Below are 25,200 nucleotides of genomic sequence, written 5' to 3'. Positions count from 1 at the left end.
CGGGGAGGTTTTTCCCTCCCCGCAGAACAGCTCAGAAGTCGAGCCTCTGAAGCATTTTGACCACGGTATCGACCACATCGCGTCCTTTTTCGATGCGGTCCATCGCTTGGAGCTCGGTCATTCCGGGCCCGGTTATCCCGAATCCGACCGGTTTGCCGTATTCGAGCCCGAGATCCATTATTTTCCTCGAGGATTGGGCGATCACCACTTCGTCATGTTTCGTCTCTCCGGTGATCACAGCTCCGACGGTGATCACGGCGTCGATGTCTTCCTGTTCCAGGAGTTTCTTCACCGCCATCGGGATTTCGAACGCTCCGGGCACCATTATGGTCTTGGATATTTCGACTCCGAGGAAATCCGCCTCAGCTTTGGCCCTCTCCATCATCAGCGAGGTCACTTCGTAGTTGAACTCCGCCGCTACCATTCCGATATTGTATTTTCTCATTTGAGCACCTTTCATTTTTGTTTTACCGGCCCCGCATCGGCGAAGCCTTGTCTGAGCCCTGTCCCAGCCCTTTTTGTGAGGCTTTCGGGGCGGAAAAGCAGGTCATATACGTTCAGAGCGTGCTCCCTTGCTCTGGCATCCGCCAGGAAAGCCAGTTCGGAGTCGTTTTCCGCCTCATCCTCGTGGACGAAGACCTCTATGATGTGTTTGTTGGTCATCAGCTGCGCGTTTATGAGGCCGGTGGAGGCTTCGTGGGCGCATATCTTGTCCTTCTGCTTCGGTCCAGGCATCCCCAGCGCCATGACGATGTCGCAGCTCTGCTCTTCGATGAGCTATTTGCATGCGACAGGCAGGTCTTTCACGCCCGGGACGGTGCATCTGACGATCCTGAATCCGGTCCCGGCATGCTGGAGCTCATCTATGGCCGAATGTCCCATGTCATATCTGGCGAAGGTGGTGTCGGCGATTCCGATGATCTTCATTCTTTCAGCCCCATTTCGCGTATTTTCTTGACGATCCGGCGGGTGGCGTTGAGATCTTCGGCGCATTCTTCAGCGCGTACGACTCTGATGTCGCCCATCCCGTGCTCTGCCAGCTCCCTCTCCAGCTCTTCCGGGTCGAATTTCTGGTCGAAACCCAGGACGATGATGTCGGGATCCACCTCCCTCACGGTGTCGAATATGTCTCCGGTCCCTCCGATGATGGCTCTGTCCACGGGTTTGAGCGCCCCCACGATCCTGACGCGCATGCTCTCAGGCGTGATCGGCTCATGCTTCTTCGCTCTGACGGTGGAATCGCATGCGACTACCGCCACAAGTTCGTCCCCGTAGGATTTAGCCTGCTCCAGATAGGATATGTGTCCGGTATGGATCAGGTCGAATACCCCGGACGCCATCACGCGAACCATTAGATCACTGTTCCGGGCCGTGCTCGGCTTTCCATGTGGCCCAAGCCTTCTGGACTTCGTCTCCGGTTATCATGGCTATCCCATTCGCATCGGCATATTTTTTCACGTCATCTTTCCCCATCGAGCCTCCGTCGTCGCCCATCATCTCGCAGATCGTCGCCGAAGGTTTCACGCCGGCCATATACATCAGTGCGGTGCACAGCTCGGTATGCCCATGGCGGTTCTCCAGAATCCTTTCGCTGGTGTTCAGGAGGTGGACGTGGCCGGGGGCGCGGAAGTTATACGCCATGTCTTTTCTGATGTCTTCCGCGGATTTGTCCTGGAAAATCGTATCGGCGTATGCCTTTATGGTCATGGCGCGATCTTTGTCGGTTATCCCGGTGTATGTCTTCCTGTGGTTGATCGTTATACCGAAGGATGATTTCGTCCTGTCATACGGGATGTCCGTGGGCGCCATCATCGCGAGCAGAGGATACTTTTTGCAGTCGTCCCAATAGACGTCGCTCATGAACGGAAGTCCCAGAGTCTCCGCGACTTTGTAGGGGGTGGTCGTGCATATGAGGCCTCCCGCATCCTTCCTCATCTTCCTGATGATCTCTGGCGTTACGAACTGGGATGCGACGGTCATGTCAGATTCCCTTTCTCTGTCGTCGAAATCGTAGACGAGAATGGGTTTGCCGTTTCTGATGTCTTCCAGCGCTTTGTCCAATCCCATTTCTATCACTTATGGCGTCCGAGAAGTATCCCATAAAAATAACTGGATTGTAGTTACCCGTATTTTGGTAATGGATGCGATTCAGCCCATCTTTGGCGCGGATTCTGCTGTTCAGGCAGTAATGAGAAAGGTATGACGGAGGATGGGGCAGGCATCGCTCCGCCAAAAGATTTCAATCGTCCCAGGCGGTGACTCCGGACGGATCCGAGAGGCAGCTTTTGTGGAACACAGGGTCTTCGATGCCCTCAGATTTCTGTTTCCTGTAGTCGTCGTAAGCTTCCAAGGCGTATTTTCCCAGTTTCAATATCACGAAGCAGTTTACAACTCCGCATATGGCCAAAAGGACATCCATGATGGCGTACAGACCGTCGGTCCCGAAATAAGCGGAGAGGAAGACCACGATTAAGGTCAGGACGATGAGTCCCGTCTTCGCTTTCTTGTTGTCGGTGATCAGCTTCAGGTTGTTGGCTCCTATGACGTAGTCGCCCATGAAGCTGGTGATGGCGAACAGGAACATGAATGCGAATACGATGGTGGGCGCTATATCGCCGATGGTTTCGCTCATCACATGCTCCAGCAGCACCATGGAATCCATGCTCTCGGCAGCGATCATCGCGTCGTAATCCGCGAAGAAGCTCAGTATGACGAGGGCGGTCATGGTGCTTATCAGAGTGTCGAACAGGACTCCCAGCGATTGGGACAGCCCCTGCTTCACGGGGTGCGGTACATCAGCTGAGGATGAGATGTTCGTGATGGTGCCTTCTCCTGCTTCGTTGGACCAGATCCCCCTTCTCATGGCGATGGTCAGCATGGCGCCGACGCCTCCTCCGACGGTTGCCGGGACGTTGAATGCGCAGGCAAAAATGGACGCGATCGCATTGGGAATCCCGCTCGCGTTCAGCAGAATGACCGCGATGCATATGGCTATCCAAAGCAGGGCCATCGCAGGGACGATAACTGCCGACGCCTTAGCAACGCGTTTGAATCCTCCGGTAACCACCAGGGTTGCTATCACCAGAAGGATGAAGGCGATGACCAAGCTGTTGTATTCGAAATCGTAGGCGCCGGTGAACGAGGTCGAGATGGTAGAGATTTCAGAAAGGACGAAGCCGCAGATATACACGGCTATCATCAGGAGAGCCAGAAGGACTCCCAATTGTTTGGATCCGATGCCGTTGAAGACGTTGTATGCGGGGCCTCCCACGAAATCTCCATTTTCGTCGCGCTTTTTGAAAATCTGACCGACAGTTGTTTCTACGAAGCTGGTAGCGCCTCCCAAAGTTGCGAATACCCACATCCAGAAAATGGCTCCTGGGCCCCCCATCAAAAGCGCGGTGACAGGCCCGGCTATGTTCCCTACGCCGATGCGGTTCCCCATGCTCATGCAAAAAATCTGGAACGGCGATACCTTATCTTTCCCGGTTTTCTCGGTGGAGAATGTTATTTTGAACATCTCGGCCAGGCGCGTGAATTGTATTCCCTTCAGCATGAAGGTCGAACACAAGCCCAGGCAAATGATCAAGGCGAACGGGATATACCAGAGGTAGTCGTCGAACTCCCAGATCGCATCCATCAACGATTCGAATGACATCTGATCACTGGATGGTGGAAGTTATGGCTTTCACGTATAATTTGTTAATTGAAAAACCAATGAGGAATAATATTATTCATAAAATCGTGTGCGATGATGGATGATGAATTAAGGGACTATAGGCCGCCAGTATAGAATCAGCAGATATCCGCGTCGCATCAGATCCGCCGTTATTGTTTCATCGGCGGCATAGGATAGATGCGCATGTCGAGATGATTTCCATTAAATATCCTAAACGCATGTTTTCTGTTGGGTGGTTGTCAATGGGATTATTCGACAAGTTTGTGAAGGATGCCGTCGACAAGGTCAGCAGCGAGGTGAAGAAAGCCGCCGAACGCGAGGTTGACAAAGCCGTCGACAAAGCGGCGGAAGACGCGGCCGAAAAGGTCGTGGAGAAAGCTTCCGACGAATTCTCCGAGCAGATGGATAAGGAGATGGACGAGGCCAAGAGGTCTTTGGAAGAGGCCGATGCGGCTTTTTCCGAGGCAGGAAAGGCTTTTTCTGAGATCTCCGAGGAAGACAAAGCCACCATGAGAGCATTATTGGGAGGGTCCGGAGAGACCACGCCCCAGATCGAAAGCATCAAAGCCGATCTGGCCAAGGCCAACGAGGAGCTCTCAAAGATATCCGATGAGGATTGGAAGAGGGCCGACGCAGTGTTATCGGGGATGATGGAGAAGAAGCTCGCGAAGACGAAATACTGCATAGAGTGCGGGGATGTCGTGGAATCCGCAGGCGAAACGTGCCCCAAATGCGGATCCAAGCTTCCAGACAAGAACATGCTGGAATGCATCACCTGCCCCAAATGCGGATCCAAGAGCTCCATGGAAGCAAGGGAGTGTTCCCAGTGCGGCGAGAAGCTTCCTTGGGTCGTTCTCGAGGAGATGCACAGCGCCCGCATGGACGAGAAGACGCTGGACTCTTGGGAGAGCATACTGCCGCAATTCCCCAGATGGAACGGCGGCGGATCCGATTTCGAGCTGGAAGCCAGGGACGAAGATTATGGCGACGAGGGCAGAGATCTTGCGTTGTTCAGCGCCATCGCCCCTTCCAAGGAGCAAGCCCTCAGAAAGTACACCGAGCTGCTGAGGCAGAACGGATTCGTGAACCCATATGGCGACGATGGCTGGGACGAGACCCTTTGCAAGGTCATAGACGGCACATGCTACGTGTTCTGCCAGGCCAACATGGACCGCGGCTCGGACGATGATCCTTTCTATGTTTCGTTCGCGATCAGAAACGATTACATAAAAAAGCTCGAGGACCTCGAAAAGAAGAGGAACGCTCCGAAAGAGCCGCCCAAACAGAAGCCGAAAGGGCTGTTCGGAGGTCTGTTCGGATGAGCGCCGGAGGGTTCCGGCCCTCCTATTTCATTCCAATAGCGATCGTGGCTGCCGTCGCGGTCGCTTTTTTGTGTATGTCGGGAGGCCAATCGCATACGTCGTCGGATGCCGGCGATGGCATCGCAGCGATCAGCGCAGGGGATACATACTATCTTGAGCTGGAATCCAACCCGACCACCGGATACTCCTGGTCATTGAGATCCGACGGAGGGGCGACGGTGGGCGAACCATCTTATAAACAGCATCCGTCAGAGCAGCCGGTCTGCGGTCTGGGAGGGACAGAGACTTTCCCCATAACCTCGGATATCCCGGGGGAATATGAGCTGGCATTCGATTATGTGAGGCCTTTCGGCGACCGGATCCCAGCGGACAGTTTCGTGCTGAAGATAAGGTTCGTCTGATTTCGCTCCGATTCTTCGAGGATCGCTCTGACAATCCCGGTATATTTCAGCAGCATCTCTTCCGCCGGCCCTTTCCTTTCGCGTTCTTTGTCCAGAACGGCGCTGATCTGGTAGTAACCGGAGACTATGCTGCGTGCGGGTATGGTGGAAGCCAACTGCGCGGCCCAGCTTTCCACTCCCGGATAAGTCGTGAGAACAACCCCTTTGCGGTTGGGGTATATGAGAACGACGAATCTGGGGGTGGCCGGGAGAACGAGATAATCCCCTATGACCATCTTTTCGAATCTCTTCGGCGCCGGACCGACGCTGCCGTCCCACCTCGATTCCAGATGCTTGCGAAGCTCTTCCAGCTCCCACTTCTTTTTGAGCTCTATCGTCTGTCTGCCGATCATCCGATCCCGGCGTTCGCTATTGCATGCGAGAATTAATCAGCATCGGCGAATCTCGCAGGAACCATTTTCGCAGTCATTTCAAGCGACTGCTATGCGGGATACCGCGCTCGCTGTCTATAATTGTCTAGGCATATTTCCAGCCATTATCAACCTTTATATGGTGACTGCGTTTTCACTCATCCGATATTTATGACATCAGAGGATGCCAAATACATCAGAGAGAAGGTCATGGCCCATAACAAATGGTTCGAGGAGAGCATCCCCATGATCGCCTCCGAGAATCTCATGAGCCCTCTCGCCAAAGAGATGCTCATCTCCGATTTCGCTGACAGATATGCTGAAGGCCTTCCCGGCAAGCGCTATTACCAGGGGAACATCTACGTCGACCAGGTCGAGCTCAAAGCCATAGAGCTGGCGAAGAAAGTTTTCAAAGCCGATTTCGCCGACGTCAGGCCCATCTCCGGAACGGTGGCCAACATGGCTGTTCTGTTTGCTTTCGCTAACCCCGGCGATACGATCACTACCTGCGCGCTCGCTCAGGGGGCCCACATTTCTACCTGCGAATTCGGCGCGTTCGGCCAGAGGGCCGTCAACTCCGTCAACTATCCGTTCAACGTCGAGGACATGAACCTGGATGTAGACGGCACGATCAAGCTGCTGAAGCAGGTGAAGCCGAAGATCGCTCAGTTCGGGCTCTCGGTGTTCCTGTTCCCCCCGCCGCTCAAAGAGCTCCAGGATACTTTCAACGAGATCGGATGCCTTGTCTGGGAGGATTGTGCCCATGTCCTCGGTCTCATCGCCGGCGGCCAGTTCCACGACCCCCTCAGGGAAGGCGTGAACATCGTGTCTTCGTCGACCCACAAGACGTTCCCCGGCCCTAACCACGGAATGATCCTCGGCCAGAACCTCACCGACGAGCAGGAGAAGAAGATCCAGAAGGCCGTATTCCCCGGCGTCACTTCCAGCCACCACCTCCACGCGATGGCCGCTCTGGCAGTCACTCTCGCCGAGATGGACGTGTTCGGCAAGGAATACGCTGCTCAGGCATGCAAGAACGCCCGCGCTTTGGGAGAGGCTCTGTATGAGCTTGGAGTCCCGGTCCTTTGCCCCGACCTCGGATTCACCAGATCCCACGCCATAGCCGTCGATGTGTCCCAGTTCGGAGGCGGCAAAGATTGCGCCAAGCTCCTCGAGGATGCCAACATCATCTGCAACAAGAACATGCTTCCCCAGGACACCAGCTCCGTCAGGCCTTCCGGCCTCAGGCTCGGCGCTCAGGAGATGACCCGCATCGGAATGAAGGAATCAGAGATGAAAGAGGTCGCTTCATTCATCGCTAGGATCATCAAGGACAAGGAAGACCCCGCCAAAGTGAAGGAAGACGTGAAAGAATTAAAAAAGCAGTATGCCACTATCCAATATTGCTTCAATGCGGGCGAGCCTGCCTACGAGTACCGCAAGCTCGTCGATTGAAAGGAGCGGATAATATGGGACTAATAGACAAAGTAGGCGACACGCTCAAAGACGCAGGCAACAAAATCAAAGACGGCGTCTCCAGCGTGGACGACAAAATCGACGACAAAATCGACGCCGCGAAGATCGAGTCTCAGATCAAAGGGCAGGAGAAAGAGCTCGACGGTCTCGCCTCCGAGATTGGGAAGAAGGTCATCGATGGCATCGGAGAGGACGGTTCCTTCGACATCTCCAGCATCCAGGATCTTATCGAGAAAGTGAAAGAGATCAAATCGACGATCGCCGGATTCAAATCTCAGCTCGACGCTTTCAAGAAATGATTTTTCCGGGGAGGGAAACCTCCCTCAAACATTTTTCTTGCCAATTTTTTGTTCTTTGAAATTTCTGCAGATTTTTTCTAGCTAAAGTCAGTGCGCAAGTGTTCCCTAAATCTTTGGTGAAAAGATAGAAACATTTTTAGGATTCTCTAAAATATTTTAAATATTGAACGCAATGCCGATTCGATGGCGACGGAAAACCGTGAAGACTATCTTATCAGCATTCTGAGGCTCACCGAAGGCAAAGGGGCCGCGAAGACCACTGAACTCGCCGAGTTCATGGGCGTGTCTCCGGCAAGCGTGAGCGAGATGGTCAAAGTCCTTTCTGCCGAAGGCTATGTCAAATACGAGAAGTACAGGGGCATGGCTTTGACGGAAAAGGGCCTCATATACGCCCGCCAAATCCGCAAGAAGCACCATGTTCTGGAGCGTTTTTTGACAGATTACTTGGATGTGGACCACAAGACCGCCCATGACGAAGCCGGGAAGATGGAGCACGCCATCTCCGACGAATCGGCCATAAAGATGTGCCGCATGATGGGCCCCCGCATTGATGAGGATTGCTGTGGATGCTCTGATCCATGCAAGACCGCTACCGAGGGCATCGTGAAGATCACGCCTCTGGAGAAGATGCCCACCGGAAGCCGCGGCTACATCTCCCACGTGTTATCGAACGATTCGGCTGTCGTCAAGAAGCTCGTGATGATGGGATTCGTGCCTGGGAAAGAGGTGATTGTAGAGACTGCGATCGAGAACGGCCCTCAGATCATCAAGATGGGGGATTCGTCCGTGGCCGTCGATTCCAGATATTCCTCCTGCATATTCGTCGATGCGGAAGAATTGAATGTCCGCCCCGAAGGGCGGGAAGAAGCTCAGCGATGAGCGAATACCAAGCCGATATTGCCGGCGTCTCTCCTCTCTATCCTGGCGAATCCGATCCTTTCCAGCTGGACCATCTCGCTTTTCTCGGAGAACGCGGCTTTCTCTATCAGCCCTTTCTCGATCGTCCCGTCCGGCATCAGCAATTCGGCGTCCATCGAGTCCCTTCCGACCCATTGGACGGCTTTCACGCCGGTCTTGAGGATTCCGACATCGTTTCCGATGTATTTCGCCGGAAGCGAATACCCTATGTTGCACAGGTCTTTCAGCCTGATCCTTCCGGCCGAGGCGAACTCGGACGAATCGTCGTCAGAGATGAATATCGTGCGAGGATCTTTGAGGCAGTAATCCCTGCTCCCCCTTTCTGGATGGTCAGGATGGAGCGGCGCTCCGCCTTTTATCTCATCGATGCCGTCGATATCGTACCTGACCGGGTTTTTGACGAAGAAATATCTGTTTGAGATGTCGTCTATGACGTCGCGGTTCATGCCGTAAAGATTGTCCCAGGAGAATTGGATGTCCACCGATTTTATCCCGGATTCGACCCAATACCTTCTGATGGCTTCGGGCCTGATTCCGCGGCGCTTCATTGCCCTGACCGTCCCAGTCCTGACATCGTCCCATCCTGTGTATTGTCCGTCGGCGATGTTCTGCTTGATGATGGACGTTTTGAGGACGGTGTCGGGGATGTTGACCAAGCCATAGTGGTAGTATTCGGGCTTCTTCCATCCGAAATAGTCGAAGATGTACTCCTGCCTGAATGTGTTGTTCAGGTGGTCTTTTCCGCGTATGACATGCGTCATACCCATCTCGTGGTCATCGATGGCTACGGAGAGGTTCATCATAGGGTACGCGATGTATTTGGTCCCTGTCCTGGGATGGGGGTGGGAAACCAACCTCAGAGCGACGAAATCCCTGACGGCTGGGTTGGGGTGGCAGATGTCAGTCTTCACCACGACAACAGCCTCTCCGTCGGAGTATTTGCCTTCGAAGAATTTGTCGAGCCTTTCGAGCTGCGTCTCCGCGGGAAGGTCCCTGCAGGGGCAGGCGGTCTTCTTCTCCTTAAGCTCTCTCCAGTGGTCGGCATCGCATGTGCAAACGTAGGCGTTCCCTTGCTCCACAAGTTTGCGGGTGTATCCGTAATAGAGCTCGAACCTTTCCGATTGGATGAACTTCTTGGTGCATTTGACGCCGAGCCAATCCAAGTCCTCCGGGATCATGTCATACGCGTCGGGGTCTATCTTTTCGGGGTTGGTGTCTTCGAATCTCAGGACGAGGTCTCCGCTGTATCTCTTAACGTACTCGTCGTTGAGGATGGACACTCTGGTGTGCCCGATGTGGAGAGGTCCGGAGGGTCCGGGGGCAATGCGCATGACTACCTTCCCATCCACGTTTTTGAGTTCCGGGAGCTCGTATTTGCGCTCTTTCTTCTCTTTGACGAGAAGGGATGCGTCCATCTCCTGCAGGGCTTTGGTCTGGGCTTCCAATCCCATCCCGTTGACTTCCTCGACTATCTGATTGATCAGCGGCGTGATCTCGGCCGCTTTGCTTCTGAGCTCCGGGACTCCCCCCAGTATCTTCCCGACGACCGCTTTGGGGTTTGCTTTCCCTTTGAAGAAAACCGCGTTCTGGAGCGCGAATTTCCTTATCGTATCTTCCATATCTTCTGCCATGGGTCGCATCAATCCTCTGCTGCTATTTATTGTGGAGGCATTCAACGGATGAAATTGGTCCTTGCGCGAGGTTCGGGAGCTGGAATGGATACGCCAGCTTTCTTGCCTGCATCGATGCATTTCATCATCCATCCCATGTTCTTTCCGAGAGTGCGCATGATCTGCATCCCTTCCAAGTCCTGCTTGACTTCTTCGGGGGCGTTCCCATGGACTTGGTTCCAATACAGGGATGGGACCACGGGCATGTTGGAGATGGTGAAGTATTTGTTCAGGCGGTCCAAGGATGCCGTCGATCCGCCTCTGCGGCACGAGACAATTGCCGCTCCGGGTTTGTAAGCCATTTTCCTGCCGTTCGAGTAGAAAAGCCTGTCCATGAAGGCGGTGAGCTGCCCGGCCGGCCCGGCATAATAAACGGGGGAGCCGAAGACGAATCCGTCGAACTCCTCCAATTTGGATGCGATCTCGTTCACTTTGTCTTCGATCACGCAGAGCCCCTTGTCCTTGCAGTATCCGCAACCTCTGCATCCCGGGACATCCCCGCTGCCAAGGTGGAATATTTCGTATTCTATGCCCTCAGATTCGAGTCCTTTTGCCACCTCGCAGAGGGCTGTGTAGGTGCATCCCCTGGGATGGGGGCTTCCATTGACGAGAAGCGCTTTCATAAACCCTCATCCAGAAGGTCGATATTAAAATGGCGATTCGTGGCTGATCGCCAGCATCTATCAATGGCCATCTGTTCTCAGCAGTGTCATAGATAATCCGAGCTGTTCTGTCTGTTCCGATTCGCAACCAATAACTACGCATTTTCCGATGCGGAATCATGGCAGTGATGAAAACGCTCGGCTCGGATGCTTTCCGCATAAAAGGCCGCATAGATAGCGAGTCTGGAGACGCAACCAGAATAATGTCTGAGAATCAGGAGAGAACGGTCCTTTTCGAGGATCTCAACGGCGGAATGGCCGTTGGAAACAGATTCTCGACCAGAGACAAGATCGCGTCCGCTCTCGGGGTTCCCAAAGAAGGCATTGTCGGGCATCTGCTGGACGCCATAACGTCTCCCATGCCTTGCGAGACTGTTGAGAATCCAGAGTTTCGCGCATGCAAAAGGGAAGTCAAGCTCATGTCGCTCCCTGTGCCCAAATATTTCCCGAAAGATGGGGGGCGCTACATCACAGCAGGCGTCATTATCGCCGAATTCGGCGGTAAGAAGAATGTATCTTTCCATAGGATGATGCTGATGGACGATTCCAGGATCGCCGTAAGGCTGGTTCCCAGGCATCTTTTCACTCTTTACAAAGAGGCCAAAGCGGCCGGCAAGGAGCTGAACGTATCCATATGCGTGGGCGCTGGGGCCGAGGTTCTGCTGGCTGCCGCCACGTCGATGGATTTCGGCGCGGATGAATTGGAAGTGGCGTCTGCGATGCACATCAAAGGCCATGGGGCGCCCCTCAAAGTTGGCAGATGCAACAACGGCATCTTGGTTCCGGCCGATTGCGATTACGTCTTCGAGGCGCGCATTACTTTGGAGGAGACCAAGGAAGGGCCGTTCGTGGACATCACCGGGACATACGATTTCGAGCGTATGCAACCGATAATAGAGGTGGATAAGGTCTGGACCTGCGAGCACCCGGCATTCCATCTGGTTCTGCCGGGGGGATACGAGCACTACATGCTTATGGGACTTCCAAGGGAGCCCATGATCCTTAAGACGGTGAGGCAGGCAGTTCCCAAGGTCAGGAATGTGCGTCTCACCGAAGGCGGGTGCTGCTGGCTGAACGGGGTCGTCTCGATATCGAAGAACAAAGAAGGCGACGGCGTCAACGCGATAATGGCCGCATTCACCGGGCATCCCTCGATGAAGCAGGTGATCATCGTGGATGATGACATCGACATATTCGACGATAGGCAGGTAGAATGGGCAGTCGCCACCAGGATGCAAGCAGACAGGATACTCATGATTCCCGGTGCCGCAGGCTCATCGCTGGATCCCAGCTCCCATGGAAAGACGACCTGGAAGGTGGGATACGACGCGACGATTCCTTTGGGATCCGATCTGTCCCTTTATAGGAAGGCTACGCTGGAATGAATGTTTCCGGTTTCTAAGCCGGGAGATCGCATCCTGTAAGACGCCAGCCCTATTTGCTATCGGGGATTCGCGGAGATTCAGTCCGAGTCTTCGCGATCCCTTGTTCTTTTGATTTTTCAGGTTGAGCGCTGGCGGACTGGCTTGCCACATCATCCGCCCGCATCCGTCCTTCTCTCGCAGCAAGACAGCATGTTATCGATCGGTTTCGGGGGAAAAGTTTAACTATGCCAGAATGTAGGTTCTAAAGAGAATCATGCCTGCGATCAGATTGGGAAAGAACCATCTCAGATGGTGCCACTCATGCAACCTGCCCATTTTAGAGTCCAAAGAATGCCCTGTATGCGGTGGGAAGACTGTTGAGGTGCCGCTCACCCCGCCTGGGGATGCCAGGCCCGCATTCGAATATGACATAGAGCTGATGCGCAGAATTCTTGACAGGGATTATGGGGAAGGCACTGGAAAAGCTGTCATCCCAGATGGGCACGTAGTGATCATGAGCAAGGCTCCTGGATTGGATCGCATGGACGAGGTCGTCATCGACGGCGACATCATTGCCACCATGAGGTATGACATAGGCTCCGGATGGAAATTCGTGTCGCGCATGCAGGGCGCCTACAGGATTGCCGAAGCGTATACCAAAGGATACGTCGTCTGCGATCCGAGCGCGGCCCCATTCCTGCAGGAAAGCAAGAATCTCATGGCTCCCGGCGTCATCGATGCCGACCCTGGCATCAAGGTCGGAGACGAGATAATAATCGTGACCGCCGACAGGAAGCCGATCGCAACGGGTACCGCGCGCATGTCGGGCCCGGAGATGGTCGCCGCGGACAAGGGCATGGCAGTAAGGACCAGATGGTACAGACCGGAGGAACGCACCGGCCCACATACGCCCCATTCATGGGATGAAGCCGTCGAAGCCAACAGGGCCGTCATAGAGAAGAGGGTCGCAGAAGCTGTAGGGTTCATCAAGAATACGATCGAAATGCATGATGTGCCTGCGATAGTATCGTTTTCGGGAGGCAAGGACAGCCTCGCTACGCTCCTTCTTACGATAGACGCAGGCCTTAAGCTTCCGGTATTGTTCGTCGATACCGGATTGGAATTCGACGAGACGGTGAATCATGTCCGCGAAACCTGCGAGAGACATGGCCTCCAGCTCATAGAGGAGAAAGCTCCCACCGATGCCTTCTTCGGGAATCTCGTCTACTTCGGGCCTCCCGCCAAGGACTACAGATGGTGCTGCAAGACCAACAAGCTCGGGCCCACCGTCGGAGCGATCACCAAGAATTTCCCGGGCGGAGTCTTGTCTTTCATAGGTCAGAGGAAATACGAATCCGAGGCCAGGAATTCCAAGCCCCGCGTCTGGCAGAATCCCTGGACTCCCGGCCAGATAGGCGCGTCGCCGATCCAGAACTGGTGCGCGATGCACGTTTGGATGTACATATTCATGAGGAAGGAGCCTTACAACGTCTGGTACACCCGCGGATTGGACAGGATAGGATGTTTCCTCTGCCCCGCATCCGATCTCGCCGAATTCGATGTCGTCTCCGGAGGGAGCTCCAGATGGGAGCAATGGAACGAATATCTGGATTCATACATGGAAGACCGCGGGCTTCCCCAGGAATGGAAGGATTATGCTCTCTGGAGATGGAAGGATGCGCCCAAATCCATAAGGGAGGAAGTCCACAGGATAACCGGCAAAGAGGTGTCCGAATTGACGAGGCAGACCAAAGCCCCGGAATCCGGGCCTCTGACGATAAAGGTCCAGGAGGGCTATTCTCCTTGCGTCATCGGATACAGCGTTGAAGCCGCTCTTTCCAGGCCGATCGATCTGAAGAAAGTGAAGCCGTTCTGCCACGCCATAGGCTGGGTCGTCGAAGAGGATCCGGAGGGCGAATACATATCCGCGGATTACACTACCATATATCGCGAAGGATCCATAATATGCAAGTCCAACGTGAAGAACGACGCTTCGGCGCATATGGACGAGGCATTCCAGGTGATAATGCGCGCGGAGCAATGCGTAGGATGCGGTCTGTGCGCCGCTAGATGCACGGAAGGCGCATTGTATATGGAAGGCGGCAAAGTCCACATCCGCGAGGATGACTGCATATTCTGTAAGGACTGCTTTGGGCCATGCCCATCGGTCAATTTCGCTAAGGGGGAGGAGTTCGAGCAATGACAGATATCATGCACATGAGAGAGATGGAAGTCGATCCCGACGATTTGGAGGCTGTCATAGAGAAGGATCCGGCCATCGTCGACGAGGAAGACGCCAGAAAATATCATACCGGATTCCACGCGGTTTGCTATTACAGGATGAGCCACAAGCTTTGGCTCGAGGGCAAAAAGAAAGAGGCCCGCGAGCTGAATTATTATGCCCATCATCTGACCGGGTGCGACATCCATCCCGGCGCGACCATCGGGAAGAGATTTTTCATCGATCATGCTACCGGCGTCGTCATAGGGGAGACCACTATCATCGGGGACAACGTATCCATCTACCAAGGCGTGACTCTCGGAGGCGTTTCCACCAGCAAAGGGAAGAGGCACCCCACAATCAAAGACCACGTAGTCGTGGGGTGCAACGCTTCTGTTCTGGGAGATATAACCATAGGCAACAACGTCAGAATAGGGTCCGGAGCCGTGGTCATCAACGATATCCCTGACGGGTGCACGGTAGTCGGCGTCCCTGGGCGCATAGTCAGGCACGCTGGAATCAAGTTGGAGTGCGACAATATGCACAACCAGCTTCCCGATCCGGTGAAAGAGAAGATCAGCAGCATGGAGAAGGAGATCTCCGATCTCAGGTCGATGATCGAAGAGCTTTCCAAGCGCATAAACTGAGGCGAACCAGCCTCGCCCTTTATTTTTGAAGTTTCTCGCTCTGCAGTCCCACTCGAACGAAACACATTGCGTTCAATCTATTTGGTAGGTGTATAGTGATACTTTGAATACCTCTGGCTTTATCGGTGTTTTTGTAATAAGTAAGACTATAGTCTGATTTAGAACTATAGTCTATGGAAACAGCAGCCCTACGGCGGGCAAAATACATCGCTTCAACAAACCAACGAAGTGGAAAAAGAGAAAAAATGCCGAAAAAATGAGTTGGGGCTAGGCTTTCGCTTCGCCCCATTTGCGTCGCTCGGAAATCAGGACATCAGTCCTGCTTCTCTCAGTTCATTAGCTATCTTGTCGACGGCGCGGTCCACATCCTCCGGGACTTTGGCGCCGGTGCAGACCATCTTTCCGGAGCCGAACAGAAGCACGACGACTTTGGGGTCATCCAGCCTGTAGACGAGTCCGGGGAACTGTTCGGGTTCGTACTCCACTCTTTCTAGTCCGAGGGTGATGGCGACAGTGTTAAGGTTGATCTCCTGCTCAAGATCGGAGGATGCGACTATGTTTTGGACCTCGATCTTGGGTTCGATCGTGATTTTGATGTCAGCTTTCTCCAGGTCTTTGGCGACTTTGCTGATGGCCACTTTCACATCTTCGCGACATTTTGCGCCGGTGCAGACGACTTTGCCGCTTCTGAAAATCAAAGTCGCGGTCTTAGGTTCCTGAAGCCTGTATACGAGTCCGGGGAACTGCTGCGGGTTGTATTCCGCTCCTGGGAGGGAGCTCTGGATTTTGTTGAGGTCGAGCTCCTGTTCGAGGGAAGTAGACGCGACGACATTTTCGATGTTTTTCTTGGCCACTGTAACACCTACTTGGGTCATTTATATACTATTTATAAATCTTTTGTTTTAGTATTTAATTAAGTATTGTGGGCGTATATATAATGGCAAAAGCGCAAAGACATAAAAATGGAGGTCGGGAGAGGGAATCGAACCCCCGTATACGGATCTGCAGTCCGTCACATAGCCTCTGTGTTATCCCGACAGCACCGCTTCAATGACGGAACAATATAAAAATATTTTTGCTGAAATCACGAATCATCCGCCATCCAGATCAGAAATTGTGGAGGCCATAATCGGCAGCCTCCATTTGTCTGGTCAGGTTATGGATTTTTCACATCCACGGTGATCTCCAATGAACTGATGAAGCCTTTCTCCCACGGGCGAGAATATGTCGCGCGGACTATGTAGGTCCCTGGTTTGTCCGCAATGATCTCGAAGATGTGCCTTCCGCCCTTGCCGCACATGAAGCCAGGGTTAGGGTCGGGCTTGTAGCGGTCATTGCATCTGAGTCCGCCATCATCCACGACCTTCCACATGAATCCTGTTGTGGCGTTGGCCTTCACGTCATAAATCACTTTTTTGCCTGGGGCTGTTTCCAAGCGCACGCGAATGTTAACGGGTCTGACGCTCAGTTTGATAAGGCGCCATTTCTCCTTCGAGGACAGGAGTATTCTGTATTCTCCTTGGGTGTCGCAGGCCATGAACAGCGCTGGGCGTCCGTCTTTGGTTCCGATCCTGCATTCGACCCCGTCGTCATCCTCAACTTTCCATTTTTGGCTGCTTTCATCTTCCAGGATAAAGCATTCTTCGAATCCTTCCGCTGTATTCGCATAATCCATCTCGCATTCGGGGTGGACTACCAGCTCCAATTCAAACGTATCCGATGCGTCGCGTTTGTTTTTGAACAGAATCCTGAACGTCCCTGTCTCATCAGATGCAAAGGCAAACTTCTGGATCTTCCCCTCGCTCCCCGGTTTTCTTGGCTGCTCTTCATCATCGAACCAGCTATAGCATTCTATGCCATCGTTGGATTCGATTTCCCATCCGCATCCGTTCGCATGGTCCGCCTGCAATTCAAGAATGAGCTGATCATGCACAGCCACGAATTTTCTAAGGTTTTCCATGATCAGGAATCGCTTGGGGCAGTGATAACACTTGCTTTGATGGGAGTTGAAGACGGGATCGTTTTAGATCCATTTCGGTGGGTGCGGGTATATAGGTGTCCCCCGGAATCGATCGATCCTGGGGGATAAGAAAAATCATCTGAGTTTGACGGAACGTCCGCAGCCGTCCCTTTTCGATCTCCAGAATTCGGTGAGGGCGGGTATCTGGGTCTCATCGAACACGGGGCCGTCCTTGCATACGCGCATGCCGTCCATGACGCAGCACCCGCAGGCTCCCGCTCCGCATTTCATGAGGCGCTCCATCGACAGCTGGCATCCCAGGCCGAGCTCTTTGCAGGCCTCGTAGGTGAAATGCAGCATGACTTCGGGGCCGCAGGCCAGGACGCAGTCGTAATGCTTCTCTTTGGCCATTTCCTTCAGTAGCTGGACCGCGTTGCCGTGGAATCCCTTCGAGCCGTCGTCGGTCGCGATGCGAAGGTTCTTGGAGTATCTCTCGGCGAGGCCGTCCATGATCACGTCCTTTTCGGAGCGAGCGGCGATTATGGCGTCGGCCCCGGTCTGGACGATCGCCGGCATCACGGCGGCCGTTCCGACTCCCCCTCCGATGATGAGCATCTCCCCTCTGGAAAGGTCGAACCCTTTGCCGTAAGGACCACGGACCCTGATGGCATCGCCCACTTTCAGCTCATGGAGTTTTCTCGTCGCTTCTCCGATCGCTTTGACGGTGATGCTTTTGGTCCTCGCGTTTATCCCCGAAATCGACATGGGTATCTCGTCGACGCCGGGGACCCAGACCATCGCGAACTGCCCGGGTCTGATCTCCGCGTCCCATCCGAAGACGAATGTCTTGGTGTCATACGCTTCGTCAATGATCTTTTCGATTCTTGACGTCGTCTCACTCATGGGCCGCACCTTCCATGGATGCTATGGAATCGTAGCCATATTCTTCCATGAACGATTCCAATCCAGCGTTTATCTTTTTGAACACGTCTATGCCCTCCGTCATGATGGCGCTTCCCACCTGGAATGCGGAAGCTCCCGCCATTATGTATTCGGCGGCGTCCCTCCAATCGGATATGCCTCCCACGCCGACTATCGGAATGTCCAGCGCGGTTCTGAGGTCGTACACAGCCCTGACTCCAACCGGCTTGATCCCCTGCCCGGAAAGGCCTCCGAATCTGTTGCTCAATATGGGTCTGGCCATCTCCGGCGATATCGCCATCGCTTTCAGCGTGTTGATGGCTACAACGGCATCGCCTCCGGCATCCTGCACCGCAGCGCCGATGTCCGTCAGGATATGCGTGTTCGGCGTAAGCTTGGCCCAAACGGGGATTTCGACGGCGGATTTTACGGCAGACACTATGGATTTCACCATGGACGGGTCAGTCCCGACTTCCATCCCATACCCTTTGGCGTGGGGGCATGAAAGGTTCAGCTCCACGGCGCATGCCCCGTAGTCCTCCATTTTTCCGGCGAGGGCGCTGAATTCTTCGGGGCCCGCGCCATATATCGAACCGATTATCTTGCCGTGAGGCACCGCGAATTCCATCTCTTCTTTGAACAGATCGATCCCCGGATTCGGCAGGCCCATGGCGTTGATCAGCCCGCTTTCCGTCTCCGTGAAACACGGGTTCGCATGGCCTTCGTTGGGTTCGGTCCCGACGGATTTGCTTACGACGGCACCGGCACCCAGATCCAGCATGCGGACCATGGACGCTCCGGTTTCGTCCATGATCCCGGATGCCACCATGCCTGGTCTGTCGAGGATCAGCTTCCCGACCTTCGTTCTCAGTGAAACCATAGCATCCCAATCGCTTTCATTGTATTATAACAGGCGTGGAACCAGCTGGACGCCATCAGGATTATTTCTGTTCGATGCGGCTTTCCGAAGATGGCTGGGACGGTCTGGCCTTCATTCTTCCGTTCTCGTCGAAATACTCGTCGAAGAGGGCCTCTCCGACCTCCTCGTCTACGCCCCAGGTCGTCAGGTCCTCGTATGCGTACTCCCCCTCTTCGACGGTGGGGAATACGTACTCGGCGATCTTTATCTGCCATTCCCTCGGAGGGACCTGCCCGGGAGCTCCGGCGTATGTCCCCTCTTCCTCGGACATTTGCCTGAGCAGCAGCTTGAGGTCTTTGTACAGCCATCTCTGTCTCACAAGCTCGATAATGAGTTCATCCTTGGTGAGCTTCTCCAGCTCCTCCCATTCGCTAGCCATTTTTTCACCTCTTTGAACAGTATCGCACCAGACGTCGTTTCCGCCACATATAATTAGGGAGCGTTCGGGAGCATGCTGCCGCCTTCGCTTCTTGTATCATCTGTCATCGATTTTATCGGGAACATCGGCTCGCTGTCGATTCTTTGGGTCGGCAGTGTCTTCCTGTTCGGACGTCTATGCATCAAACGAGGCTTCAGTCTGGCCGCATCGGTTAATAATGCTGGCGTTTGGCCGCCCACAGTTCGACGTCGAGCCATCACAATATTATTAATCCCAAGCGCATGAGGTGCGCATGGTGTCCGATTCGGTTCGCAACGATTTTCCGACCTTGAGGAAAGGTACTGGAATTTATCTGGACAGCGCATGCCAGTCGTTGAAACCCGATTCGGTCATAGCCGCGATGGTGGACTATTACGAAAACTATCCTGCCTGCGGCGGTCGCAGCGTTCATTCCATGGCTTCCAAAGTATCGATCGCGATGGATGAGACCCGCGAGGCGCTGGCGCATTTCTTCGGGACAGACGATCCGATGTGCTATGCGTTCATGAAGAATTGCACCGAAGGCCTCAACACGGCGGCATACGGTCTCGGGCTGAGGAAAGGGGACGCGGTTGTCACCACAGACACGGAGCACAATTCGAACCATGTCCCTTGGCTCAATCTGCAGAGGTCTGTCGGAATCGTGAGGAGGATGTCCCGTTCTTCTCCTGACGGTGAGTTTGACATCGAATCTTTCAAAGGCTGCATGGACAGAAGCGTGAAAGCGGTTTCCGTGCAGCACGCCAGCAATGTCACAGGTTGCACCGTCCCCGTAAGGGATGTGGCGGAGATAGCGCACGATTATGGCGCAACGGTCATAGTGGACGGGGCCCAAGCGGCTCCCCATATGCCCGTCGATCTGAAGAGGCTCGGCGCGGACATATATTGCTTTTCCATCCACAAGATGCTGGGCCCTACCGGGATGGGCGTCATGTACGGCAGCGAAGAGACTCTCGGGCGTCTCCGGCCTTTGGAAGTCGGTGGCGGCACCGTCGGACTTGCCACTTATTCCGATTTCACCATGGCCCCATACCCTGACAGATTCGAAGCGGGTCTCGGCAATTATGCGGGGATTATAGGGACGAAGGCGGCCATAGATTATCTTTCGCGCATAGGCATGGATGAGATAATGAAATGGGATTCCAAGCTCATGGCGCGCATCATGGGCAATCTCGAGGATGTCAGGAATCTGCGTTTGGTAGGCCCATCAGACCCATCGAAACGCGGCAGCGTATTCTCGTTCAACATAAATGGTCTGAGTCCGCATGACATAGCGATGATGGCAGACAGCATGGCCGGAGTCATGATCCGTTCAGGCATGCATTGCGCTCATCCTTTCTATTCTTCCCGCGGCATCAAAGGGAGTGCGAGGGCATCCACCTACCTCTATAACAGCGAGAAGGAGATAGACGTCTTCACGGACGCCCTGCGCGAGATCGCCGAGACATTCGGGGACCGAATTTCGAGATGGTAACGGTCTCTCCATACCAAAGCTCGAATTCCGATTCGAATCTCGTCGGCGATGAATGGGTTTTTCCGTTTTTCTCCAGGCTGACCATGTGCGACCCGACTCTCAGGGTGTGGCCGGGCGACGGCAGAATCCGCGATCCGTCCAAAGTCATCTCCTGGGTTTCCGAGTCCCAGAACGAATCGAGCATCGACGCGATGTCATCCGCCAGGCTCTCCTCCATGTTTGATTCGGCGCTATCCTGATACGAAACCATGATGCCAGATGTGGCGGAGAGAAGGATCGTCCCGCAGATGCAGAGGACGATCCTGGATGCGGTGAACTCTATCATTCCACCACCTCGACGATCAGAGCGCGGTCCACCGATCTGCAGACGAACGTGATGTCCTGTTTCCCTGAGATCGTGGAGATCTTTTCCGACAGCGCCACCGGCGCCTTGTCCAGATACACCGTTTTGAGGATCTCTCCATTTCCCGTCAGGCGTATCGAATGGGCATCGGCGCCGGTTCCGCCGAGGACTATGCAGTTCTCAGGCTTCAGCTCCACGTGGACGGTCTCCATGGATCCCGACCCAGAGCGGAAGACCCTGTATATGCAGTCCTCGACGGCGGCGCAGCCGGTTTCGGCGCCCGTTTCCGAGGATTGCTCCTCGACCACGGACACCATGCCGGCTATCGTCGGTATCATCAGGCCGATCAACAGGAATGACACCATTATCTTCAGCGGCATTCCTATCATCGAAGGGCCTCTCAGGTATAGTTGATCACGGCGAATTCTGTGCTGCACAGCTCGCCATATCCGGTCTTCATCACGTTTACGGTGACGGTTCCGAACGCTCCTCTCGGAGGCGTGACCACGAGGTCGCCGATCTGGGCGATCCCATTCTCGTCGGTATATCCGATCGCTTTTCCGCCGTCTACGGTTCTGATTCCGAGCCCGCTGAGGTAGACGGTCGCTCCCTCGAGAGGGTTTCCGTCCTGGTCCCTGACGCGGACGCTGACGGGGTCTATGTTTCCATCTGGGTCGGCGAGGCCCTCCGCAGAGAGAACCTCTACGTCGCTGATGGAGTGGGGGGTTTCGATCCCGGCCATCCATCCGCTCAGTATCCCTATCGCTGCGACGGCCACGATCATCATGATCATGAACTGCAGCGGCAGTCCTTCCACACTTCCTTTCCTATCCATTCCGAGCTTATTGAGTTTCATATCGCTCGGAGGTGATTTGGCTTTGAAAAGATTTAAATCGGATACGGTGCGCGCACGTTATGTCAGGGAAATGCGCTCCAGAACGCTGTGTTTCGCCCCGGTTTTCAGAAGTTCGCTCTTCATGACGAGAATCTCCCCGCATCCGAAGCGCAGGAATTCCTTCTCCCGGTAGCCTTCCAAGAATCCGGATACATCCCTGGGATCGGAGCAGCGTCCGACGGTTATGTGGCTCTTGAACGGCTTTTGGTCGAAGGGAATCCCTCCGAGATTGGCACCGATCCTGTCAGAGATCCTGCGCAGGATGTCAGCCGGTTCGGCTCCGACCCAAATTACGCGGGCGTTCTTTTCCTTCGGGAAGGCACCAACCCCTTTCAGCACGATTTCGAACGGCTTCTCACCTTGTACGGCCTTCCTCACGGCTTCGGAGATTTTCGGGATCTTGCCGCTGTCGATGTCCCCTATGAATTTCAGCGTCAGATGGATCTGATTCTCCGGCGAGATCCTGACGCCTTTGATGCCCTTCAATTCGGAGGTCATGCATCCCAGCGGAGATGGGTCAGGTATCGGGATGGAGATGAATACGCGGATAAGAGGCGTCAAATCGCCTCCTTTTGTTTGATATGATTCAGAAGCCCTTCGCAGCCCGCGACAACATCTCTGTAAGTGCGTTCGAAATTACCTGTGTACCAAGGGTCGGCAACGTCGCCTCCCCCTGCGAAAGACATCAGGAGGGCGATCTCCGAGAAGCCGTCGCCCGGGCTCATCGCTCTGATGTATTCCAGATTCCAGTGGTCCATCGCGATTATGTAATCGTATTCCGAGAAGTCCGAGCTCAGAAGCCTTCTTGCCTTCTTATCCGCGCAAGATATCCCGCGCTTAGCGAGGGTGGCTGCCGTCCTGGGGTCTGGCCCCTGCCCCAAATGCTCGGCGCTGGTCCCGCAGGAGGCGCAGGAGACGGCCTCGGAAAGCCCCTCGCGCTCAACCAAGTCTCTGAACACATACTCGGCCATGGGGCTGCGGCATATGTTGCCGTAGCAGACGAAAAGAACTTTGACCCTCCGCACTCTCATGGCCGGACCATGGGGCGGATGGGATATAAATCATGTCAGCCGCTTCGAATTCGGCGGAGATAATTGGCACAGTTAATATAATGGAAACCGTTCCAGTGGCATGAACAGCAAGATTTCCACCCAAGACAGGCTCGTCAATCTTTTGCCTTTGGTGGGCATCCTGTCGATAGCCATCGTCGGGATGCTGATCTACCTCAAAGTATTCTGAGGATAAAACTACATAAAAAATTGGGGGGATTCCCCCCGTTTCCGATCATTCTGCTTTCTGCTGCTTCTTCATCTGGTTGAGAATCCTGGCGGAAGCCTGGTTCCCAGCTTTGGCCGCTTTGTTGAACCATTTCATGGCTTCATCGGCGTTCTTCTCGGTGCCGACTCCGTCCAGATAGCAGCGGCCGGCGATGAACATGGCTTCGGCGTCGCCGTTCTTGGCTTTGCGGAGATAGGATTCGAAAGGCGATTCCTCGTCCTTGGATTTGATCTTCTCTCCGGTGACCTCCTCGACGATCTGCCTGGAAACCACGTGTCCCTGCTCTGCGGCGCGCTTGTACCATTCGATGGCTTTGTCTTGGTCGGCTTCGACGCCGATCCCATTCCACAGGCAGTATCCAGCATAATACTGGCACAGGACGTTGCCGTTCTGGGCTCCCTTCTGGAACCATTCGTAGGCAAGGGCATCGTTCTTCTCGGTGCCGATCCCTTCGAAATAGGAGTATGCCACATGATATTGCGACTTGCCGAATCCGTTCTCGGCGAGGTTCTTGTGGATCTCGAAGGCTTTCTCGGGGTCCTTCTTGGTTCCCCTTCCCTTGGAGTATGCCTCGGCTATGGAGAACTGCGCTTTCATGAAGTTGTCCTCGGCAGCTCTGGAGAGCCATTCGAACGAGGCCTCCTCATTCTTCTTGACCCCATTTCCGAGCGCGTAAGCGGTTCCCACATTGTAGCAGGCGACGGTGTTTCCGTGCGCGGCGGACATCATGTAGTATTTCAGCGCGGCTCTGCCGTCTTTCTTGACGCCCGTTCCGTTGGCGTAGTTGTCGCCGGTGGTCAGCTGGGCGTAGGAATCTCCGAGGTCGGCAGATCTCTTGAAATTCTCTGCGGAGATCTGGGCGTTCTTCGGCACGAGCTTGCCTTTGCTGTACAATTGTCCCAGCATGATCATGGCGTCGGTCTGACCGAGCTTCGATGCGTTCTCGAGGAGCTTCAAGCCGGTGTCCTTGTTTTTGTCAACCCCGATGCCTCCCATATAGCATCTGGCGAGACCGTATATGCCATCGCGGGAGTTCCTCATGGCAGCCGCGGTGAACCAGGAGAACGAATAGTTGCCGTCCTTAGGGACTCCGATTCCGTCCATGTAGCATCTTCCGAGGTTGTACATCCCTTCGACCGATCCTTTGCTTACCATCTGGTCGTAGATGGAGAAGACTTTGGAGTGGTCGCGTTTGACTCCGGTTCCGTACTCGTAGCATTTGGCGAGGGCGGATCCCGCTGAGACACATCCTTCGTCCCAGAGCTTGGAGATCATCGACGCTCCTTTTTCGCGGTCTCTGCTCGTTCCCAATCCTTCGAGGATGCAGGTCGCGACTTTGACTTTGGCATCGATGTGGCCTTTCTCGCATGCTTTTTTGTACGATTCGAATGCGTTTTCCGGATCGAATGCGGTGCCGACGCCGAGCTCATACAGCCTGCCCAACATATAGTTGGCATCTGCATCGTCCTTTTCGGACGCGCTGCGGTAATATTCGAGAATGGCACCGTCGGCCGGTGTTTCGTGCGTTTCGTAATAGTCAGACAGGGTGCGGAACGCTTCCGGGTCGCCCTTCATGAGGGCGCGGAGGTACCACATGGCTGCTTCATCCCAGTTGGCATCTGTGGCTATGCCATTGGCATAACAGATGCCTACCGCCTTTTGGGCCATGACGTTGCCTCCTCTGGCAGCGCGAAGGTACCAATCGAATGCCGCTTTCTCATCCGCATCGGTGCCCTCACCGAGCGCATATCTCTGCCCTAGCTCGAAGCAGGACTGCACGTCCCCTGCTTCGGCCTTGGAAATCAATTGCTCTAAGGTTTCCATCGGGCGGGACAACGATAATGTACGTTAAATAATGATATGATGGATTCGTTTGATAGTTAATGCAAGCGTCAATTATTTTGCTATTGAATTAGGAAAAAA

At 54.3% G+C, this 25,200-nt stretch carries 27 protein-coding genes, 1 tRNA gene and 1 pseudogene; 9 read left to right on the top strand and 20 right to left on the bottom strand.

Annotation, left to right across the window (positions count from 1 at the left end):
* Positions 1-31 precede the first annotated feature (31 nt).
* From IKP20_03225 to IKP20_03205, 5 genes and pseudogenes are all read right to left on the bottom strand, one after another.
* Positions 32-445 (bottom strand): 6,7-dimethyl-8-ribityllumazine synthase, encoded by a 414-nt coding sequence (locus tag IKP20_03225; GenBank protein ID MBR4503969.1) that lies wholly within the window; start codon positions 443-445, stop codon positions 32-34.
* Between the two features lie 11 nt (positions 446-456).
* A pseudogene (gene ribC, locus IKP20_03220) lies at positions 457-927 on the bottom strand (riboflavin synthase).
* The gene (locus IKP20_03215; GenBank protein ID MBR4503968.1) at positions 924-1,352 is read right to left on the bottom strand and encodes an adenylyltransferase/cytidyltransferase family protein; all 429 of its coding nucleotides are present in this window, start codon (positions 1,350-1,352) and stop codon (positions 924-926) included. The pseudogene ribC and the gene IKP20_03215 overlap by 4 nt, the downstream one beginning before the upstream one ends.
* A 4-nt stretch (positions 1,353-1,356) precedes the next feature.
* The gene (gene ribB, locus IKP20_03210) at positions 1,357-2,067 is read right to left on the bottom strand and encodes a 3,4-dihydroxy-2-butanone-4-phosphate synthase (protein MBR4503967.1); all 711 of its coding nucleotides are present in this window, start codon (positions 2,065-2,067) and stop codon (positions 1,357-1,359) included.
* Between the two features lie 172 nt (positions 2,068-2,239).
* Positions 2,240-3,658: an alanine:cation symporter family protein gene (locus tag IKP20_03205; GenBank protein MBR4503966.1), complete on the bottom strand. Its 1,419-nt coding sequence runs from the start codon at positions 3,656-3,658 to the stop codon at positions 2,240-2,242.
* 263 nt (positions 3,659-3,921) lie between these two features.
* Here IKP20_03205 and IKP20_03200 point away from each other — a divergent pair, with 263 nt between their 5' ends.
* Positions 3,922-5,001 (top strand): zinc ribbon domain-containing protein, encoded by a 1,080-nt coding sequence (locus IKP20_03200; GenBank protein ID MBR4503965.1) that lies wholly within the window; start codon positions 3,922-3,924, stop codon positions 4,999-5,001.
* The gene (locus IKP20_03195; protein MBR4503964.1) at positions 4,998-5,402 is read left to right on the top strand and encodes a protease inhibitor I42 family protein; all 405 of its coding nucleotides are present in this window, start codon (positions 4,998-5,000) and stop codon (positions 5,400-5,402) included. The genes IKP20_03200 and IKP20_03195 overlap by 4 nt, the downstream gene beginning before the upstream one ends.
* Here the strand turns inward: IKP20_03195 and IKP20_03190 are convergent.
* On the bottom strand, positions 5,336-5,794 hold the full coding sequence (locus IKP20_03190; protein MBR4503963.1) for a hypothetical protein: 459 nt from the start codon (positions 5,792-5,794) through the stop codon (positions 5,336-5,338). The genes IKP20_03195 and IKP20_03190 overlap by 67 nt on opposite strands.
* A gap of 189 nt (positions 5,795-5,983) precedes the next feature.
* On the opposite strand from IKP20_03190, the gene IKP20_03185 reads away from it, so the two are divergent.
* The 3 genes from IKP20_03185 (at position 5,984) to IKP20_03175 (ending at position 8,466) form a co-directional block, all read left to right on the top strand.
* Positions 5,984-7,267: a serine hydroxymethyltransferase gene (locus IKP20_03185; protein MBR4503962.1), complete on the top strand. Its 1,284-nt coding sequence runs from the start codon at positions 5,984-5,986 to the stop codon at positions 7,265-7,267.
* Positions 7,268-7,281: 14 nt separating this feature from the next.
* On the top strand, positions 7,282-7,587 hold the full coding sequence (locus IKP20_03180) for a hypothetical protein (GenBank protein ID MBR4503961.1): 306 nt from the start codon (positions 7,282-7,284) through the stop codon (positions 7,585-7,587).
* 183 nt (positions 7,588-7,770) lie between these two features.
* Positions 7,771-8,466: a metal-dependent transcriptional regulator gene (locus IKP20_03175; GenBank protein ID MBR4503960.1), complete on the top strand. Its 696-nt coding sequence runs from the start codon at positions 7,771-7,773 to the stop codon at positions 8,464-8,466.
* Here the strand turns inward: IKP20_03175 and IKP20_03170 are convergent.
* Both IKP20_03170 and IKP20_03165 read right to left on the bottom strand, forming a co-directional pair.
* Positions 8,457-10,136: a glutamate--tRNA ligase gene (locus IKP20_03170; GenBank protein MBR4503959.1), complete on the bottom strand. Its 1,680-nt coding sequence runs from the start codon at positions 10,134-10,136 to the stop codon at positions 8,457-8,459. The genes IKP20_03175 and IKP20_03170 overlap by 10 nt on opposite strands.
* Positions 10,137-10,177: 41 nt before the next feature.
* Positions 10,178-10,798, bottom strand: coding sequence for a flavodoxin family protein (locus IKP20_03165; protein ID MBR4503958.1), 621 nt, complete (start codon positions 10,796-10,798; stop codon positions 10,178-10,180).
* Positions 10,799-10,965: 167 nt separating this feature from the next.
* On the opposite strand from IKP20_03165, the gene IKP20_03160 reads away from it, so the two are divergent.
* The 3 genes from IKP20_03160 to cysE all read left to right on the top strand — a co-directional run bounded on the left by IKP20_03160 (position 10,966) and on the right by cysE (position 15,069).
* Positions 10,966-12,222 (top strand): UbiD family decarboxylase, encoded by a 1,257-nt coding sequence (locus tag IKP20_03160; protein MBR4503957.1) that lies wholly within the window; start codon positions 10,966-10,968, stop codon positions 12,220-12,222.
* Positions 12,223-12,475: 253 nt separating this feature from the next.
* A complete protein-coding gene (locus IKP20_03155; GenBank protein ID MBR4503956.1) occupies positions 12,476-14,404 on the top strand; it encodes a phosphoadenosine phosphosulfate reductase family protein in 1,929 nt (642 codons plus the stop codon).
* Positions 14,405-14,427: 23 nt separating this feature from the next.
* Positions 14,428-15,069 carry a serine O-acetyltransferase gene (gene cysE, locus IKP20_03150; GenBank protein ID MBR4503955.1) on the top strand — a complete coding sequence of 214 codons (642 nt, stop codon included), beginning with the start codon at positions 14,428-14,430 and terminating at the stop codon, positions 15,067-15,069.
* Between the two features lie 305 nt (positions 15,070-15,374).
* On the opposite strand, the gene IKP20_03145 is transcribed toward cysE, so the two are convergent.
* The 6 genes from IKP20_03145 to IKP20_03120 all read right to left on the bottom strand — a co-directional run bounded on the left by IKP20_03145 (position 15,375) and on the right by IKP20_03120 (position 19,248).
* Complete coding sequence (locus IKP20_03145; protein MBR4503954.1) at positions 15,375-15,944, bottom strand: TATA-box-binding protein; 570 nt, start codon at positions 15,942-15,944, stop codon at positions 15,375-15,377.
* 92 nt (positions 15,945-16,036) lie between these two features.
* Positions 16,037-16,107: transfer RNA gene (locus IKP20_03140), tRNA-Cys, on the bottom strand.
* A gap of 118 nt (positions 16,108-16,225) precedes the next feature.
* On the bottom strand, positions 16,226-17,029 hold the full coding sequence (locus tag IKP20_03135; GenBank protein ID MBR4503953.1) for a protease inhibitor I42 family protein: 804 nt from the start codon (positions 17,027-17,029) through the stop codon (positions 16,226-16,228).
* A gap of 135 nt (positions 17,030-17,164) precedes the next feature.
* Complete coding sequence (locus IKP20_03130; protein MBR4503952.1) at positions 17,165-17,932, bottom strand: dihydroorotate dehydrogenase electron transfer subunit; 768 nt, start codon at positions 17,930-17,932, stop codon at positions 17,165-17,167.
* The gene (locus IKP20_03125; protein MBR4503951.1) at positions 17,925-18,830 is read right to left on the bottom strand and encodes a dihydroorotate dehydrogenase; all 906 of its coding nucleotides are present in this window, start codon (positions 18,828-18,830) and stop codon (positions 17,925-17,927) included. The genes IKP20_03130 and IKP20_03125 overlap by 8 nt, the downstream gene beginning before the upstream one ends.
* A gap of 61 nt (positions 18,831-18,891) precedes the next feature.
* Entirely contained in the window at positions 18,892-19,248 is a 357-nt protein-coding gene (locus IKP20_03120) for a hypothetical protein (protein ID MBR4503950.1), read from the bottom strand.
* 292 nt (positions 19,249-19,540) lie between these two features.
* Between IKP20_03120 and IKP20_03115 the strand changes: the two genes are divergently transcribed.
* Complete coding sequence (locus IKP20_03115; protein MBR4503949.1) at positions 19,541-20,761, top strand: cysteine desulfurase; 1,221 nt, start codon at positions 19,541-19,543, stop codon at positions 20,759-20,761.
* Here IKP20_03115 and IKP20_03110 read toward each other — a convergent pair.
* From IKP20_03110 to IKP20_03085, 6 genes are all read right to left on the bottom strand, one after another.
* Entirely contained in the window at positions 20,703-21,086 is a 384-nt protein-coding gene (locus tag IKP20_03110; GenBank protein MBR4503948.1) for a hypothetical protein, read from the bottom strand. The two genes, IKP20_03115 and IKP20_03110, sit on opposite strands and share 59 nt — an antisense overlap.
* Positions 21,083-21,493 carry a hypothetical protein gene (locus IKP20_03105; protein MBR4503947.1) on the bottom strand — a complete coding sequence of 137 codons (411 nt, stop codon included), beginning with the start codon at positions 21,491-21,493 and terminating at the stop codon, positions 21,083-21,085. The genes IKP20_03110 and IKP20_03105 overlap by 4 nt, the downstream gene beginning before the upstream one ends.
* Positions 21,494-21,504: 11 nt before the next feature.
* Positions 21,505-21,960 (bottom strand): hypothetical protein, encoded by a 456-nt coding sequence (locus IKP20_03100; protein ID MBR4503946.1) that lies wholly within the window; start codon positions 21,958-21,960, stop codon positions 21,505-21,507.
* A gap of 57 nt (positions 21,961-22,017) precedes the next feature.
* Positions 22,018-22,560: an RNA 2',3'-cyclic phosphodiesterase gene (gene thpR, locus IKP20_03095; GenBank protein MBR4503945.1), complete on the bottom strand. Its 543-nt coding sequence runs from the start codon at positions 22,558-22,560 to the stop codon at positions 22,018-22,020.
* Positions 22,557-23,030, bottom strand: a complete 474-nt coding sequence (locus IKP20_03090) for a low molecular weight phosphotyrosine protein phosphatase (protein ID MBR4503944.1) — start codon at positions 23,028-23,030, stop codon at positions 22,557-22,559. Before IKP20_03090 ends, thpR begins: the two co-directional genes overlap by 4 nt.
* Before the next feature lie 253 nt (positions 23,031-23,283).
* Positions 23,284-25,101: a sel1 repeat family protein gene (locus IKP20_03085; protein MBR4503943.1), complete on the bottom strand. Its 1,818-nt coding sequence runs from the start codon at positions 25,099-25,101 to the stop codon at positions 23,284-23,286.
* Positions 25,102-25,200: the final 99 nt, after the last annotated feature.

This window comes from Candidatus Methanomethylophilaceae archaeon (assembly GCA_017524805.1).
In the GTDB taxonomy this organism is placed as follows: domain Archaea; phylum Thermoplasmatota; class Thermoplasmata; order Methanomassiliicoccales; family Methanomethylophilaceae; genus Methanoprimaticola.
Note: the sequence above shows the minus strand (reverse complement) of the source record. Positions and strands in the feature narration are given on the sequence as shown.